Annotated in this window: 12 protein-coding genes; 6 read left to right on the top strand and 6 right to left on the bottom strand. The window is 52.3% G+C overall.

Features of this window, described 5'->3' with window-relative positions:
* Nucleotides 1–45: 45 nt before the first annotated feature.
* From H6G52_RS08190 to H6G52_RS08170, 5 genes are all read left to right on the top strand, one after another.
* Entirely contained in the window at nucleotides 46–2,169 is a 2,124-nt protein-coding gene (locus tag H6G52_RS08190; RefSeq protein ID WP_190527612.1) for an alpha/beta fold hydrolase, read from the top strand.
* Nucleotides 2,170–2,233: 64 nt separating this feature from the next.
* On the top strand, nucleotides 2,234–3,187 hold the full coding sequence (locus tag H6G52_RS08185) for a hypothetical protein (protein ID WP_190527610.1): 954 nt from the start codon (nucleotides 2,234–2,236) through the stop codon (nucleotides 3,185–3,187).
* A gap of 66 nt (nucleotides 3,188–3,253) precedes the next feature.
* The gene (alaS, locus tag H6G52_RS08180; protein ID WP_190527609.1) at nucleotides 3,254–5,890 is read left to right on the top strand and encodes an alanine--tRNA ligase; all 2,637 of its coding nucleotides are present in this window, start codon (nucleotides 3,254–3,256) and stop codon (nucleotides 5,888–5,890) included.
* 157 nt (nucleotides 5,891–6,047) lie between these two features.
* Nucleotides 6,048–6,503 carry a hypothetical protein gene (locus tag H6G52_RS08175; RefSeq protein ID WP_190527607.1) on the top strand — a complete coding sequence of 152 codons (456 nt, stop codon included), beginning with the start codon at nucleotides 6,048–6,050 and terminating at the stop codon, nucleotides 6,501–6,503.
* A 195-nt stretch (nucleotides 6,504–6,698) separates the two neighbouring features.
* Entirely contained in the window at nucleotides 6,699–7,376 is a 678-nt protein-coding gene (locus tag H6G52_RS08170) for a Uma2 family endonuclease (RefSeq protein ID WP_190527604.1), read from the top strand.
* A gap of 24 nt (nucleotides 7,377–7,400) precedes the next feature.
* Here H6G52_RS08170 and H6G52_RS08165 read toward each other — a convergent pair whose 3' ends face one another.
* Nucleotides 7,401–7,919, bottom strand: a complete 519-nt coding sequence (locus tag H6G52_RS08165; protein ID WP_190527602.1) for a DUF2199 domain-containing protein — start codon at nucleotides 7,917–7,919, stop codon at nucleotides 7,401–7,403.
* 114 nt (nucleotides 7,920–8,033) lie between these two features.
* Here H6G52_RS08165 and H6G52_RS08160 point away from each other — a divergent pair, with 114 nt between their 5' ends.
* The gene (locus H6G52_RS08160) at nucleotides 8,034–8,291 is read left to right on the top strand and encodes a hypothetical protein (RefSeq protein ID WP_190527600.1); all 258 of its coding nucleotides are present in this window, start codon (nucleotides 8,034–8,036) and stop codon (nucleotides 8,289–8,291) included.
* Nucleotides 8,292–8,325: 34 nt separating this feature from the next.
* On the opposite strand, the gene H6G52_RS08155 is transcribed toward H6G52_RS08160, so the two are convergent.
* The 5 genes from H6G52_RS08155 to H6G52_RS08135 all read right to left on the bottom strand — a co-directional run bounded on the left by H6G52_RS08155 (nucleotide 8,326) and on the right by H6G52_RS08135 (nucleotide 13,798).
* Entirely contained in the window at nucleotides 8,326–8,625 is a 300-nt protein-coding gene (locus H6G52_RS08155) for a DUF86 domain-containing protein (RefSeq protein WP_242026268.1), read from the bottom strand.
* A 19-nt stretch (nucleotides 8,626–8,644) separates the two neighbouring features.
* Nucleotides 8,645–8,980: a nucleotidyltransferase family protein gene (locus H6G52_RS08150; RefSeq protein ID WP_190527596.1), complete on the bottom strand. Its 336-nt coding sequence runs from the start codon at nucleotides 8,978–8,980 to the stop codon at nucleotides 8,645–8,647.
* A 237-nt stretch (nucleotides 8,981–9,217) separates the two neighbouring features.
* On the bottom strand, nucleotides 9,218–10,729 hold the full coding sequence (locus tag H6G52_RS08145; RefSeq protein WP_190527594.1) for a hypothetical protein: 1,512 nt from the start codon (nucleotides 10,727–10,729) through the stop codon (nucleotides 9,218–9,220).
* Nucleotides 10,730–10,813: 84 nt separating this feature from the next.
* A complete protein-coding gene (gene mnmG, locus H6G52_RS08140; RefSeq protein ID WP_190527592.1) occupies nucleotides 10,814–12,742 on the bottom strand; it encodes a tRNA uridine-5-carboxymethylaminomethyl(34) synthesis enzyme MnmG in 1,929 nt (642 codons plus the stop codon).
* Between the two features lie 174 nt (nucleotides 12,743–12,916).
* Nucleotides 12,917–13,798: a CPBP family intramembrane glutamic endopeptidase gene (locus H6G52_RS08135; RefSeq protein ID WP_190527590.1), complete on the bottom strand. Its 882-nt coding sequence runs from the start codon at nucleotides 13,796–13,798 to the stop codon at nucleotides 12,917–12,919.
* Between the last annotated feature and the right edge of the window lie 678 nt (nucleotides 13,799–14,476).

The following is a 14,476-nucleotide window of genomic DNA, read 5'->3' as shown; positions in this document are numbered from 1 at the left end:
CTGCCTTAACTCATGGGGTCAACGTTGCGGAGTCAATACAAAAACATGACGACTTCAGGGGTGAGAACGCGGCGATCGCGCAATTGGCATCGGCGGTTGGGGATGTTGTTGGCCGCCTGTGCCACAACGATCACAACGTTGCCCATGGCTGCTCGATCGTTGGCCCAAGAGACGGGTCAAACGATTCAGGCGATCGAGCCGCTGCTGCAACCCAATGCTCCGGCTGCACCCCCGATCGCGCCAGATTCCAGCGGCCCTGACCTAAATTCCGCCCCCAATTCCACACCCAACTCCAGCGCTAACTCCAACTTCACGCCCACTTTCGAGCCGAACAATTGCCCCTTTACCCTACCGCCGGAGTTTGCCCGGGAAACGGTGCGCTGCGGCATGGTGACCGTGCCCGAGCGGCACAGTAATCCCACCGGAAAAACCATTCGTCTGGGGGTGGCAATCTTAAAAAGCAAGAGTGCCAACCCGCAACCGGATCCGCTGGTAATGGCCCAAGGGGGGCCGGGTGGATCAATGTTGGAGTTGTTGCCGGCCTTTTTGCCCTCGTTGGCGGGAATGCGCGATCGGGACATTATTTTGTTCGATCAACGGGGCACACGCTATTCAGAACCCTTTTTGTTTTGCCAAGAAGTCTATGATTTCAAGGTGCAAAATGCGCGGTTTCCCGACTCGCCGGCCCTGCGCGATCGCTATCAGGCGGCCGTGGCGGGCTGTCGCGATCGGCTCAAAAATTCCGGCGTGGATTTGGCAGCCTACAACAGCCTAGAAAGTGCGGCGGATGTGCCCTTGGTGGTGCAAGCGGCGGGCTACGGGGGGCAGTTCAATTTCTATGGGGTGTCCTACGGGACGATGTTGGCCCAGCACCTGATGCGCGATTTTCCCGATCGCCTGCGATCGGTGATTTTGGATTCCGTTGCGCCCCTGGATACCAGCTTCATCGTGCATTTACCGCGCAATACTGATCGGGCCCTGCGGCGGTTTTTTGAAGCTTGTCGGCGCGATCGCCTTTGTGGTTCCACCTACACCACCCTTGAACAGGACTTTTTGGGAGCCGTGGCCAAGCTGCGGGCGCGCCCCCAGGTGATTCAGTTGCCCAACTATGGGGAGCTTCAGGATTTGTTGGAAGGTCGGCTCTCGATCGAGAATTTGGATCCAAATCGGCTGGCGGTTCCCGTGTTGTTGGATGGGGATGGGTTCATTTCTGCTGTCAGCACGGCGTTTTATTCCTCCGCCAGCATTCCCAAGTTGCCCCAAGCCCTACGGGAAACTCGCCAAAACAGCTATGCGGGAATTCTGCGCGTGTTGCCGCTGTTGCTGTTTAGCAAAAGTCAGGCCGATGGGGTTTATAACTCCGTGATGTGTTCGGAAGATGGCGGATTTACCTTGGCGGAAGTGGATGCCAGCGGTGTATATCCGGAAATTGCCCCGGCCCTGCTCCAAGCGCCTGAGGAACTGTTGCGCACCTGTCAAACCTGGCAAGTGCCGGCCCTGGCTCCTAAGGTGAATCAACCGGTGCGCAGCTCTGTGCCCTCGTTGCTGTTGTCTGGGGAGTTGGATCAGGTCACGCCGCCGGAGTTTGCGGAACGGGTGGCCCGGGGGTTGGATCGCCACTATCGCTACGTGCTGCCGGGCCTGAGTCACGCGGTGTTCGGGAGTTCCGATTGCGTGAGCCAAATTATGGGAGGCTTTTTGCAAGCGCCCGATCGCGCCCCCAATGCGGCCTGTGTGTCGCAAATGCGGACGCAATTTGAAGTGCCCAAGGCCCTGCGGTTCACGCCGGCCACGGCCAACAATCTCGGGATCAGTATGGTAATTCCAGCGGGTTGGCGCTTGAGTATGCAAGGACTGGCTCCGGTTTGGAGTGAGGTGGATGGCAGCGGGTTTGCGACGGGGCGGGTGTTGGCGGTGTCGGTGGCCCAACAGTCCACGGCGGAAGTGTTGCGATCGCTCCCTTACCCCACCCGATCGCTCGGAGAACGACGCTATCGGAACCGGCGCTGGCAACTGTATACGATCGATAACCCATCCCTGGCCTCGATCGTTGCCCTGTACACGCGCCAGGGCAAAACCTACGTGGTGGCGATCGACAGCGATTCCCTTTGGCATCGGGATGCGGTGTTGGAAGGGGTGCTCAGTAATTTCCGAATTCAGTCCCGCTAGGTGGGGGCCGCTTTGGAAAATGGGAATGATCCCCTCACGGAGTTACGACAGCCGCCCGGAGCCTATGGATACCCCTGTTGCTGATGCTTGGCAGTTACTCAATTGGCATGTCATTGACCCCAAAAATATTGGTGATTTGCTCGCGGCTCCGAGTCGTTATTTAACATTGGCCGCCGATCAACAAGCGATTGATCTGCGCCGCTTAGATCCAGAAACCCGCGACCAAACCCAAGCGGAATTATTATTCGGTGATCGCCCGATCGTGCATGTGGTGGGTGGGGGTGGCCTATTGTTCGATCGCTTTCAAAAGGCAATCCAAGCCCTGGTTCAGCAACGACAACAATCGCCCGATCGAACCAAACTAATTGCCTGGGGGCCCGGTCAGCAGATTTACGGCAAATTTACACCCCAACAAATTCAAAATTTTGACTATCGAACCTATCTGGATGGATTTGATTTAGTGGGGTTGCGGGATGCCCATGTGGAGAATTTGGGCTTGGGTTACCATTGGCTGCCCTGTGCCAGTTGCCTGCATCCCGCCTTTGACCAACCGAGGCTGATTCGCCATGAGTTTGTGGTGTTTTCCCACAAAAAATTCCAGATTGATTTCCCCGATTTTCCCCGCATGACCAACGAGGAAACGGATTTTGAAACGGTTCTCAATTTCCTCGGATCCGGCGAAACCATTCTCACCAGTTCCTACCATGGAGCCTATTGGGGAACATTGTTGGGGCGGAGGGTTTTGGCCTTTCCGTTCACCAGCAAAACTCACACCCTGAAACATCAGCCGGGCATTTTCCCGATCGAGCGGTGGCGGCCCGCCGGTTGGCAACTGAAATTACTGGGAAAAACCTGGATCGATCGTCGTCGGTATGATCGCTTCACCTGCGATGTGACCGGCTGGCAACGCTTTTTAAAACAATGCCGCACCTACCCCGAAAGTTTGCAGGAAACGCGCGATCGTAACCATTGGTTTTATCAACGAGTCCTGGAGTTAACCAGCGCCGCCCCGACTTGAGTTAAACTCATAGACTGGTTTTCGCAACTATTTCCCGTCCCCGATCGCCCTGCTTACCCCCGCCCTATGCCGTCGCCAGCCTCCCTCAGCGGTTCCCAAATTCGCGAAAAATTCCTGGCTTTCTTCGAGGCCCAGGCCCACAAACGCCTGCCCAGCGCCTCCCTGGTGCCGGAAGATCCGACGGTGTTGCTGACGATCGCCGGGATGTTGCCTTTCAAACCGATCTTTTTGGGTCAGCAAGCGCCCGCCACACCCCGCGCGACGACTTCCCAAAAATGCATCCGCACCAACGACATTGAAAACGTGGGCCGCACCAAGCGCCACCACACCTTCTTTGAAATGCTGGGCAACTTTAGCTTCGGGGACTATTTCAAAAAAGAAGCGATCGCCTGGGCTTGGAAACTCTCCACCGATCCCGAAGTAGGCTTTGGCTTAGACCCCAAAAACATCGCCGTTAGTGTGTTTGAAAGCGACGACGAAGCCTTCGCCATTTGGCGCGATCAAGTCGGTGTACCCGAGCATCGGATTAAGCGGATGGGCGAGGCGGATAACTTTTGGGTCTCTGGCCCCACTGGCCCTTGCGGCCCTTGTTCAGAACTCTATTACGACTTTTTTCCCGACCAAGCAGGCGAAGTTGACCTAGAAGATGATGAGCGGTTCATCGAGTTTTATAACTTGGTGTTCATGCAATATAACCGTGATGCCGATGGCAATCTCACGCCCCTGCAAAACCAAAATATCGACACCGGAATGGGCTTGGAACGGATGGCCCAAATCCTGCAAAAAGTGCCGAATAACTATGAAACGGATCTGATTTTTCCGATCATTAAAACGGCTGCCGATATTGCCCAGGTTGACTACACTAAAGCCGACGAAAAAACCAAGGTTTCCCTAAAAGTTATTGGCGACCACGTGCGCGCGGTCGTGCATTTGATCGCCGATGGGGTGACGGCTTCTAACCTGGGTCGGGGCTATATTTTGCGGCGGTTGATTCGGCGGGTGGTGCGCCACGGCCGCCTGATTGGGATTGCCGGTGAATTCACCACAAAAGTGGCCGAGACGGCGATCGCCCTGTCAGAAGCAATTTATCCGAACGTGCGCGATCGGGCCGACTACATCAAATCTGAATTGCAACGGGAAGAAGCCCAATTCCTGAAAACCCTGGAACGGGGTGAGAAACTGCTGGCGGAAATTCTGGCGAAAAATCCCCAACAAATTTCGGGAGCTGATGCTTTCGTTCTTTACGATACCTTCGGTTTCCCGTTGGAATTGACCCAGGAAATTGCCGAAGAGCAGGGTATTTCGGTAGATGTCGATGGGTTTGAAGTGGAGATGGAAAAGCAGCGGGAACGGGCCCGCGCCGCCCACGAAACGATCGATTTGACCGTTCAGGGTTCGATCGATTCCCTGGCTGAGAAAGTCCAAAAAACCGAATTTTTGGGCTACCAAAATAGCGCTAGCACCGCCCAAGTGGAAGCGCTCTTGGTGGCGGGCAAAGTAGTAGAAACCGCCAACGCTGGAGACGAGGTGCAAATCCTGCTCGATCGCACCCCCCTCTATGCGGAATCGGGCGGCCAAATTGGCGATCGCGGCTATTTCAGCGGCGATGATTTGCTGGTGCGAATCACCGATGTTAAAAAAGAATCGGACTTTTTTGTGCATTTCGGGCGAGTCGAACGCGGCATCCTGAAAGCCGGTCAAACGGTATCAGCAACGATCAACCAAGCCTGTCGCCGTCGGGCCCAAGCCAACCACAGCGCCACCCATCTATTGCAAGCGGCCCTGAAGGCGCTGATTGACCCCAGCATTTCCCAAGCCGGCTCGCTGGTGGACTTCGATCGGCTGCGGTTTGACTTCAACTGCCCCCGCCCCCTAACCGCCGACGAGGTGGCCCAGGTGGAAAGCCAAGTCAACACCTGGATTGCGGAAGCCCACGGCGCGGTGGTGGCGGAAATGCCGATCGCCGATGCCAAGGCTAAGGGTGCAACGGCCATGTTCGGCGAGAAATACGGCGACGTGGTGCGCGTGGTGGACTTCCCCGGCGTGTCCATGGAGCTGTGCGGCGGCACCCACGTGAGCAACACGGCGGAAATCGGCGCATTCAAGATTATTTCCGAAGCGGGCGTGGCTTCCGGCATCCGACGGATTGAGGCGGTGTCGGGCCCGGCAATTTTGGACTATTTGAACCTGCGCGATCGGGTGGTGCGCGACCTGAGCGATCGGTTCAAGGTGAAGCCCGAGGAAGTGCTCGATCGGGTCAGCACCCTGCAAGAGGAGCTGAAAACCAGCCAAAAGCAACTGGATGCCCTGAAAGCGGAACTGGCGATCGCCAAGTCCGACAGCTTGGCCAGCCAGGCCGAGGCGATCGGCGACTTCCGAATTTTGGTGGCGCGGTTGGATGGGGTCGATGCGGCTTCCCTGACCACGGCGAGCGATCGGCTGGCCCAAAAGCTGGGCGATGGCGCGGCGGTGGTGCTGGCTTCGGCCACTGATGACGGCAAAGTGAGCCTGGTGGCGGCCTTCGGCAAAGCGACGATCGCCAAGGGCCTGCAAGCGGGCAAATTTATCGGGGCGATCGCCAAACTTTGCGGCGGCGGCGGTGGCGGCAAACCCAACCTGGCCCAAGCGGGCGGCCGCGATGCCAGCAAACTGGACGAGGCGATCGCCGCTGCGAAAACCCAATTGAAAGGGGCGATCGGGTAACGCGATCGCAATTTGCCTAAAAACTCGTTAACCAGCAGATGCCGATCGCTCCTAGGTCGGCATCTGTACTTTTATACTGACTCAATGGGATCAGTGATACTGGAGCTAGGCACTTCTGGTCAGAATTGTGCTTGGACTATTAACTGGAACTCCTTAAATGCAAGCAGATTTAGTTGTGCGCGGTGCAGATGGGCGTTTGGTGCTGATGGTTGAAGTCAAACGCTACCGCCAAAAATCGCCTAGTTGGGTTGCTCAGTTTCGCCAGAATCTGTTAGCCCATGGCGATCAGCCCAACGTGCCTTATTTCCTATTTGCATTCTTAGATCATTTTTATCTTTGGTGTGATGCAGAGCCTATCCCATCGCTCCGAGAACCTGATTACATCATCAACGCAGAGTCAATTCTTCAGCCCTACTTTGATCGTGCCAATATTTCTAAAGATCAAGTCGCTGGGCAAAGCCTGGTCTTAATTGTTTCCACTTGGTTAGCTACACTAATCTATGCCAATCCAGAGCCGAGTGACTTGGATGAGTCTCAAAGCTGGATTCTGGAATCGGGGCTTTATTCAGCTATTCAAGGAGGAAAAATTGAGCATGAGGTTCTGGTTGCATGATCAGTGTCTATGTTGAGACTAACTTTTTTCTAGAGTTGGTTTTTCAGCAGGAAGAATATAAATTTTGTAAAGTAATAGCTTATCAATTCACAGCTATCAGCTTAGAACCTTGTTCTTGGTCAAGAAGTCCAATCTAGATGCATTAAAGTCTTGAGTCATAATCAAATAAGGCGATCGCACTGAGGCTAACAATCCATGATCGATCTTGCAACGATCGCACCAAACCCAATCGCTGCTTCCTTGGACGAAGGCTGGCTGGCTGGCGCTTGGACAGATTTTCGCCAGCAAGCCGATCGCCCTGAATTCGCAGCGGCTCGATGCTTTTATCACGATGGTTGGTTTTTGATTGATATGTCACCAGTTGGGCCACTGCACGGACGAGATAACACACTGCTGAGTGCAATCATTTTGTTGTATGCCATGCAGCAAGGCATACGAGTTCATGGCTACACAAACACAAGCTTCCAAAAACCAGGAGAACGGGAAGCTCAGCCGGACATTGCGTTTTATTTGGGGGCCGATCGCCGCTTGCCACCGGCCAATAACGCGATCGTCGATCTGAATCAGTATGCGCCGCCCACGTTGGTGATCGAAATTGCCGCCAGTTCCCTCAATACAGACTTGGGATTTAAGCGACTGTTGTATGAACAGTTAGGAATTCAGGAATATTGGGTGGTGGATTCGGTGCAATCCCAAGTGATGGCATTTGGGATTGATCAAGGTCGTAGCGGCATGATTGAAATGTCCGTAGTCTTACCCAACTTGTCGATCGCCCTAGTTTCCGAAGCCTTGCAACGAAGCCAACAGGAGAGCCAAGGGGAAACAATGCAATGGCTGATGCAACGGTGGACTCAGGCAGAGCAAGCCGGATAATTCCTGAGGTTTATTCGTGACACCCTAGAGTCCGTGTAAGAGTTTTTCGGTTAGAACTTGGGCGCGATCGACTGGAATTCCTTGCTGCTGATCGATGAATAGTTGATCAATTCCTTGCTTAGGCTGATGAAGCAGGACTTTGGGGCGCTGCTGACCTATTTGAATGTAAACATCGCCCGATCGCATCGACTCCACGGGATATTCAGGAATGCGATTTGAGATCCATCCAAAGAAACCATCGCCCTCAGTCGGGTCATTAAACGTGGCAACATAGCGATCAAAGCTCTGCTCACTTGCTGAGACCCAAATTCCCCAGAGAAAGGGGCGATCAATGCCATGAATGGGGACTTCCAGCACTGCTCGGACAAATCGATCGACTGTACCATTTTCATAGCGAATCACGCATAGATCATCGGTCAGCGAAGCGATCGACTGTTTCTGTTCCTCGCTAAGTGCCACGTAGGGATCGGGCGCTGTGAACCCAAAGCTTGGTGATCCTTCATGCACTTCATGGCAGTAGGTACATTGAAATGAAAAGTCCATTTGATCTATAAATCTTGAACTTGGGGACACAATCCTGAGCTGAGTTTCGCTACATTGGAGAAGCAGATCAGGACTTAACGCCCGATCGTCCACCTATTATTGTCCGGTGAATTGATGAAGACGCAACCTGATGATCTTAATCCAGACCAGAACCTGACGACTTGGCAGCGATTTTGGGGCGGCACTGTTCTGGGGTTTTTGGGACTGGCTTTCGCTGCGCTCTACTGCTATGGCGTGGTAGATGTGCCTTGGCCGGTGGGCGGTTGGTTTTTGGGTTTCGCGGCTAGTGGTTTGTTGGGTTTGGTGGCGGTGAAGCTGAAAGCCGATCCAGGCCGAATGTTGACTGCTTTGCTGGATTCGCTACCCGGTTGAGCACAACCAACGCGATCGAGTTAGCCCCTGGAAATCAGGTAATGGCTTGTTCTATGGCAGTGATTAACCCCGGCAATGCCAGATGAATAGTGTCCCAAATGACTTCGAGATCGATCGCATCATATTCATGAATCAGGCGATTTCGCATCCCAATCACTTTAGCCCAAGGAATGCTCGGAATAGCTGCTTGAGTTTCAGTAGAAATTCTACGAGCGGCTTCACCAATGATCTCAAACTGACGAATGACCGCAGCTTGGCGCATTAAATCTTGTTCAAATACTTCCCAGTCAATACCCTGTACAAAGCTTTGCGCCAATTGTGCAGCGTTTAGCATATCTCGTAGGTAGTTTGGTTCACGAGGCTGCATAAATCACTTGGGCAGAATCTAGGATGGCTTGACGGCGTTGCTCATTGCGGCTGCGCTCTAGTCCTCGGCGACTGATTAGATCAACTTTTCGTTGGAAAATTTGTTGAATTTCATCTTCCATATCTGCCCAGTCAAACAGTGTCCAATGCGCATCCGGGGAAAACGAAATAAGCACATCAATATCACTACTTTCGGGTTGGAAATCGTCTCTTAGGACTGACCCAAACAATGAAAATTCCGTGATTTTCCAGCGCTGGCAGAAGGCTGAGATTTGGTTCTCATTGATCGCAACTTTTGAGGCGATGACTCGAAAACTTTGCATGAGCAAATCTCCATTGACCACTGACAAAAAGCTAGTAGGGTGGGCAGTGCCCACCACCCTCTAGCCCAGGTGTTATCTATCTTCCAATCCATGATGACCCTCTGCTAAAGGTGATCGGATGTGCTGAACGATAGATTATGAGGTGGGCAGTGCCCACCCTACTGCTGCCTCTGAATTTATCTCGAAAACGAAGGCAATCTAGGTATTCCAGATTCATATCGAATGCAGATTAAGGTTCTATATTCCGAAATAGCGCTTCTTAATGTTGCGATATTTCGGAGTTGCCAATAAGCGTTCAATTTTAAGATAATCCCACTTTTCTATTTCAATCTTTTTATTGCGGGAAATGCCATCTAGCTTGTCATGTAGTGTTGCATCAATAACACCATTAGTCATTATGCAAAAACCTCCAGCTCCATATTGATCGATGACATCAGAAACTTGTACTTTTGATCCTGCGAGAGTTGCTCCTCTTTTTAATAACTTGCATTGAATAATCCATTTTCTTCTTGGTCGATTCAACCGACTGTAAGTGTATATTTCAATATCGCGCCCACCATCTCGGGAACGTGACTTCCCCATTTTTTGCCTGGTATCTGGGTCAAAGTCAGGAGAATGTATAATCAAGTCGTAACAAAGTTGTTCAAATAAATCATCATCTATTTTTTCCCAAGGACAGGATATATCAACACTATGTCCTGCTAGATCACCAATCTTCTCTGATAATTGCTCAAGAGCAAATTCATAACTCCCTTCTTGTAAATTGCTGAGAGATGCAAGACTGCTTCTAAAGAAAATATACTGTGCGACCTCATCCCGGATAATCATTAGGTGACCATCCTCTGATAGTTTTACGGAGAAGGAAAGAAGTGGTCTTGGCGCTTGAAAGAGACTTGCTACGGACTTTTGTGAATACTCTTTCTTGGTAAAAGTCATCATTTTTCTCAAAATAGCATCTGTACATTCTCTTGCAATTTCGTAATTTTCTCTAGGAAAAAACATCATTACCAATTTATTCAAAACCACCGGCTGTAAAACTCCAATTGAAAAAACATTAGCTTCTTGCATCACGGGTAACTTACTTCCAAAGCCTGCATATAGCAGCAGTAATTGATCGAGATCAGGAATAAACTCCCTATGAGCAGAATAAGAAGGAACTATCCAAGCCCATGTAGAGGTATAAACAGCATAGCCAATATGGGGGCTGACATATGAATGAAAGAAACCAAACTCTTCTTCGGGATATCTTTCATAGTGCTCTCGTTCTTCATCTGGACTAAAATCCCAGTCATTGATGCCAGCTATTGAGTTGATCATGTATTCATCAGCTAATTCAGGAAAGGTCAGTATTTGGTCTGGGGATAAATCTATTCTAAACTCTTCAAGAGTATCCCAGAATCTCATACCTGATTCCTTTTCATCATCCACATCAGAGAAGCGCAATATTTCAGATACTAGACTATTCAAAGTAGCTTCTTCTTTGATTGGATGAACATCGAAAATTACTTGATGACACTCTCGACTATGTTCTATAGTACAAGATATTTCTTGACAAAAAGGGCTAATGGATTCACCAAAATACAAAGCAAATAGATAGTCATCAGCAATACTCACAGGAGACTGCGCCCAGCCAATAGATGGAAGGCTGACAGCTATTTTAAAATCCTCATTCTCCAAAAGGTGTTCTCTAAGAGAAGCATGAGTAAATTTACTTTCTGTCTTTTCCAGCGAAAACAAAAAAATATTCATGCCTTTATTAGCAATTTGAAGAGCCTAAATCCAATCGTATAGAGCAGAGCAGCACGAGTGTAGTATTGAAAACCCTAAAAGCTACTAGCCGATGGTAGCCGTAGGCTGCCGATCGCGCAGTTCCAAATAGATCAACAGCGCGTTGATATCCGCCGGGTTTACACCACCGATTCGCGATGCTTGACCCACCGTAAGGGGACGCACCTTTGCTAGTTTTTCGCGCGATTCCTTCGAGAGCGTGTCGATCGCCTGGTAATCCAAATTCTCCGGTAGGCGGCGATTTTCTTGGCGGGCGATCGCCTCGATTTGTCGTTGTTGCCGTTGGATGTAACCGGAATATTTGATTTCGATTTCTGCCCCTTCGGTTTCCGCGCGATCGAGGTCGGGATTGCCTAACCCAAACTCCGCCAATTGTTCGTAGTGGAAGCCCGGCCGCTTCAGCAACTCCGCCAGGGTTACGGAGCCTTTGATCGGGCCGCCCGTTGCCGCCACGATCGCCGGAGCTGACGGGTCGTTTTCCTTGACCCGCGAGGTTTGCAGCCGTTCCTGTTCAGCGGCAATGTTCGCCTGTTTGGTTTGGAACAGATCCCAGCGGCGATCGTCAATCAAGCCAATTTCGCGACCCAAGGGCGTTAACCGGCGATCGGCATTGTCCGATCGCAACAACAGCCGATATTCTGATCGCGAGGTCAGCATTCGGTAGGGTTCGCGCAATTCTTTCGTGCACAAATCATCGAGCAGTGTGCCAATATAGCTGCTTTCACGTGGCAAAATCACGGGCGGTTTTTGTTGTGCCAACCGAGCCGCGTTGATGCCCGCCACTAACCCTTGGGCGGCCGCTTCTTCGTAACCCGTCGTGCCGTTAATTTGTCCCGCACAAAACAGGCCTTCCACGGTTTTGGTCATCATCGTTGGATAGCACTGGGTAGCGGGCAAATAGTCATATTCCACCGCGTAGGCCGGGCGCAACATCGTGCAATTTTCCAGTCCCGGCAGCGATCGCAACATGGTAATTTGCAAGCGTTCCGGCAAGCCCGTTGAAAAACCTTGAATGTAGAGTTCCGGGATTTCTCGCCCTTCCGGTTCAATAAAAATTTGGTGCGATTCCTTGTCGGCAAAGCGCACGATTTTATCTTCAATGCTGGGGCAATAGCGCGGCCCCTTGGCATCGACCCAGCCGCCATAGACCGGTGACAAATGCAGGTTTTCTTGGATTAGGCGATGGGTTTCGGCGGTGGTGCGGGTCAAATAGCAATTCATTTGATCCCGCTCGATGTGAGCTGCTGGGTCGAAGCTAAACCAGCGGTTATCGGGGTCGGGCGGTTGGGGTTCCATCTTGCTGAAGTCCACCGATCGCCGATCGACCCGGGCGGGTGTGCCGGTTTTCAGGCGATCGGTCTCAAAGCCCAGCCGTTTCAGGGTGTCCGTCAGCCCCACGGCGGCGAATTCCCCGGCGCGACCGGCGGGCATCGACTTGTTGCCGACCCAGATGATCCCGCCCAGGAACGTGCCCGTGGTCAGCACTACCGATCGACAGCGGAACGCCACGCCAAAATAGGTTTCTACGCCGATGATTTCGTCGTTGTTTCCCAAAATCAGATCCGTGACCATCGCCTCCCGGATCAGCAAGTTGGGCTGATTTTCCACCACCTGTTTCATTTCGGCGGCGTATTCGCGCTTGTCCGTTTGGGCCCGAAGCGCCCAAACCGCCGGGCCGCGGGAGGCGTTCAACACCCGCTTTTGCAGATAGGTGCGATCGGCGATTTTGCCAATTTCACCGCCCAATGCATCAGCTTCATGGACAAGCTGCGACTTGGCCGGGCCGCCCACGGCTGGGTTGCAAGGCTGCCAGGCAATTTTGTCCAAATTCAGGGTAATCAGCAGGGTTTTGCAACCGAGCCGGGCCGCCGCCAAGGCCGCCTCGCAGCCCGCATGGCCGGCTCCCACGACAATCACATCAAAGTCGTCTTGGAAATCGGGTTGAACGGGGCGATCGAGAGCGGCGACAGTCATGGGAAATTTGGGGCGCAAATCAAGGCGTACAGGAATTTTGACATATTTGGCTGAGGTCTTGGATTCGCCATGGGGCTGATCAGAGGATCATTCAGGTGATCAGATGGTGATCAAATCTTGATGAGATCTCAATTAGATTCCCAGGCACTTTTCGACGGATTTTCCAAGCAATTTTTAGTGGATGGGGGGCATGGATTGCCGGTGCGCTCGCCAGCGCAACAGCCCAAACACGATCGCCATGAAGGCCAACCCCGACACACTGGCCAATGGGTTGCCACCAATGCCTGTGAGCCAAGCGGGCACGGCCGGGCTGTAGTGTCCCATGCCGCTGAGGCTCAGAACAGTAATGGTGCAAACCCAACCGCCATGCATCCCGATCGACCAACCCAAACTGCCCGGTTGGGCCCGCCCCAAGGCCCGCGCCTGCACCATGGTCATTCCCAACAGCCACAGGCCCGGCCATTGGGGCCAAGTGGCCAAAACCGCATCCAAAGGCTTCAAAAAATGCAGGGTCGCAAAAATCGCGCTCGTCCAAACGGCCGCTTGCTTCCGGGGCATGGAGTGGCGAAATTCTGCCAAAAACCAACCTCGGAAAAACAGCTCTTCGAGGAACGCAATCCCCACGCCGTTGAGGATGCCATTCAGCCAAATGGTTAACCAGGACTGATTAGGCGGCATTTCCCACCAAAACCAACCCAACAGGTAATAGAGACCATGGAGCAGGGCAAAACTCGCGATCGCGATCGCCACGCCCATCGCCAAATCCTGCACCATGCCCCGGTTCCAAGACCAACCATAGGCGGAGAGCGGCCGTTGCTGACCGCGCACCCGTCGCCCCCACAGCCACAGGGTGGTCAGAATGGCCAAATATAAGGTCAACACCGCCATTAGGTTGGTGAGGTTGTGGCTCCAACCCAGGGACAGCACCAGGGGCCAGCAGGTGAGGGCCGCCACCGGCAACCACAACACCAACAACACACCGATGAAGCTGGCAATCCGCAAGGGCAGGGGATAGGCCGCGAGCTTGGGAGCTTGGGCCAAGAGGCGATCGAACATGAGCGCTACAGTTTCTCCGTCGTGGCAGGACTAACGCAGTCAACGGCACGGCGCACTCAGGCTGGTGTGGGTGGCTGAAGCTGAGGGCTGCGGTTCCAATGGGTCAGTTTAGAACTAACTCAGAACTAACTGAGAGCCAAATCAGGGTCAACTCAGGGTTCATCAACAGGTCAATTTAGACCTAAATGAAGATGCCTGAGAAGTCACTTGGAGGACTGGCAAAGCGCCAGGAGTCCCGGGTTCAAGGAGCTTCAGCCCCCGATTTGCGTCGATCGAGGCGATCCACAGGGTAGCAGTTTTGGTTTTTCAAACCTCCTGCCAGCCAAGACGAGGCCAAGACGACCTCACCGGATTTGACGGAGTATCGATTATGTGGCAATTTGCTCAATTTCTCACGCCACTAATCAGGAAAATTAGGCAGTTTCTTTGTGATCGAGACTGATCAAACGAAGTCTGGCGATGTTTAAGTGGCCTATCTGTGGCATGGTCATCTGGATTGCCAGAAAGTCAACTTCAGCGGAGCTACTATTCATCTTCAAAAGATAGAAATCAATCAGAGATATAGGAAAAATCGAAGAATGAAAGAAAAAACAAAATAGAACCAGAACAAATTGAATGCTCCGGTTCTATGAAAGATGAAAGTACAGAACTCGATTGACAGCTAGCTGTGAACCGCTT

Origin of the sequence: Limnothrix sp. FACHB-881, assembly GCF_014698135.1 — a bacterium.
GTDB lineage: Bacteria > Cyanobacteriota > Cyanobacteriia > CACIAM-69d > CACIAM-69d > CACIAM-69d.
Note: the sequence above shows the minus strand (reverse complement) of the source record. Positions and strands in the feature narration are given on the sequence as shown.

Excerpts from the sequence above, each read along its gene's own strand:
- mnmG (WP_190527592.1), bottom strand. The coding sequence starts at position 12,742 with ATGACTGTCGCCGCTCTCGATCGCCCCGTTCAACCCGATTTCCAAGAC.
- H6G52_RS08170 (WP_190527604.1), top strand. The coding sequence starts at position 6,699 with ATGATCGATCTTGCAACGATCGCACCAAACCCAATCGCTGCTTCCTTG.
- H6G52_RS08135 (WP_190527590.1), bottom strand. The coding sequence starts at position 13,798 with ATGTTCGATCGCCTCTTGGCCCAAGCTCCCAAGCTCGCGGCCTATCCC.
- H6G52_RS08185 (WP_190527610.1), top strand. The coding sequence starts at position 2,234 with ATGGATACCCCTGTTGCTGATGCTTGGCAGTTACTCAATTGGCATGTC.
- H6G52_RS08150 (WP_190527596.1), bottom strand. The coding sequence starts at position 8,980 with ATGCAAAGTTTTCGAGTCATCGCCTCAAAAGTTGCGATCAATGAGAAC.
- alaS (WP_190527609.1), top strand. The coding sequence starts at position 3,254 with ATGCCGTCGCCAGCCTCCCTCAGCGGTTCCCAAATTCGCGAAAAATTC.
- H6G52_RS08145 (WP_190527594.1), bottom strand. The coding sequence starts at position 10,729 with ATGAATATTTTTTTGTTTTCGCTGGAAAAGACAGAAAGTAAATTTACT.
- H6G52_RS08190 (WP_190527612.1), top strand. The coding sequence starts at position 46 with ATGACGACTTCAGGGGTGAGAACGCGGCGATCGCGCAATTGGCATCGG.
- H6G52_RS08165 (WP_190527602.1), bottom strand. The coding sequence starts at position 7,919 with ATGGACTTTTCATTTCAATGTACCTACTGCCATGAAGTGCATGAAGGA.
- H6G52_RS08175 (WP_190527607.1), top strand. The coding sequence starts at position 6,048 with ATGCAAGCAGATTTAGTTGTGCGCGGTGCAGATGGGCGTTTGGTGCTG.
- H6G52_RS08160 (WP_190527600.1), top strand. The coding sequence starts at position 8,034 with ATGAAGACGCAACCTGATGATCTTAATCCAGACCAGAACCTGACGACT.
- H6G52_RS08155 (WP_242026268.1), bottom strand. The coding sequence starts at position 8,625 with ATGCTAAACGCTGCACAATTGGCGCAAAGCTTTGTACAGGGTATTGAC.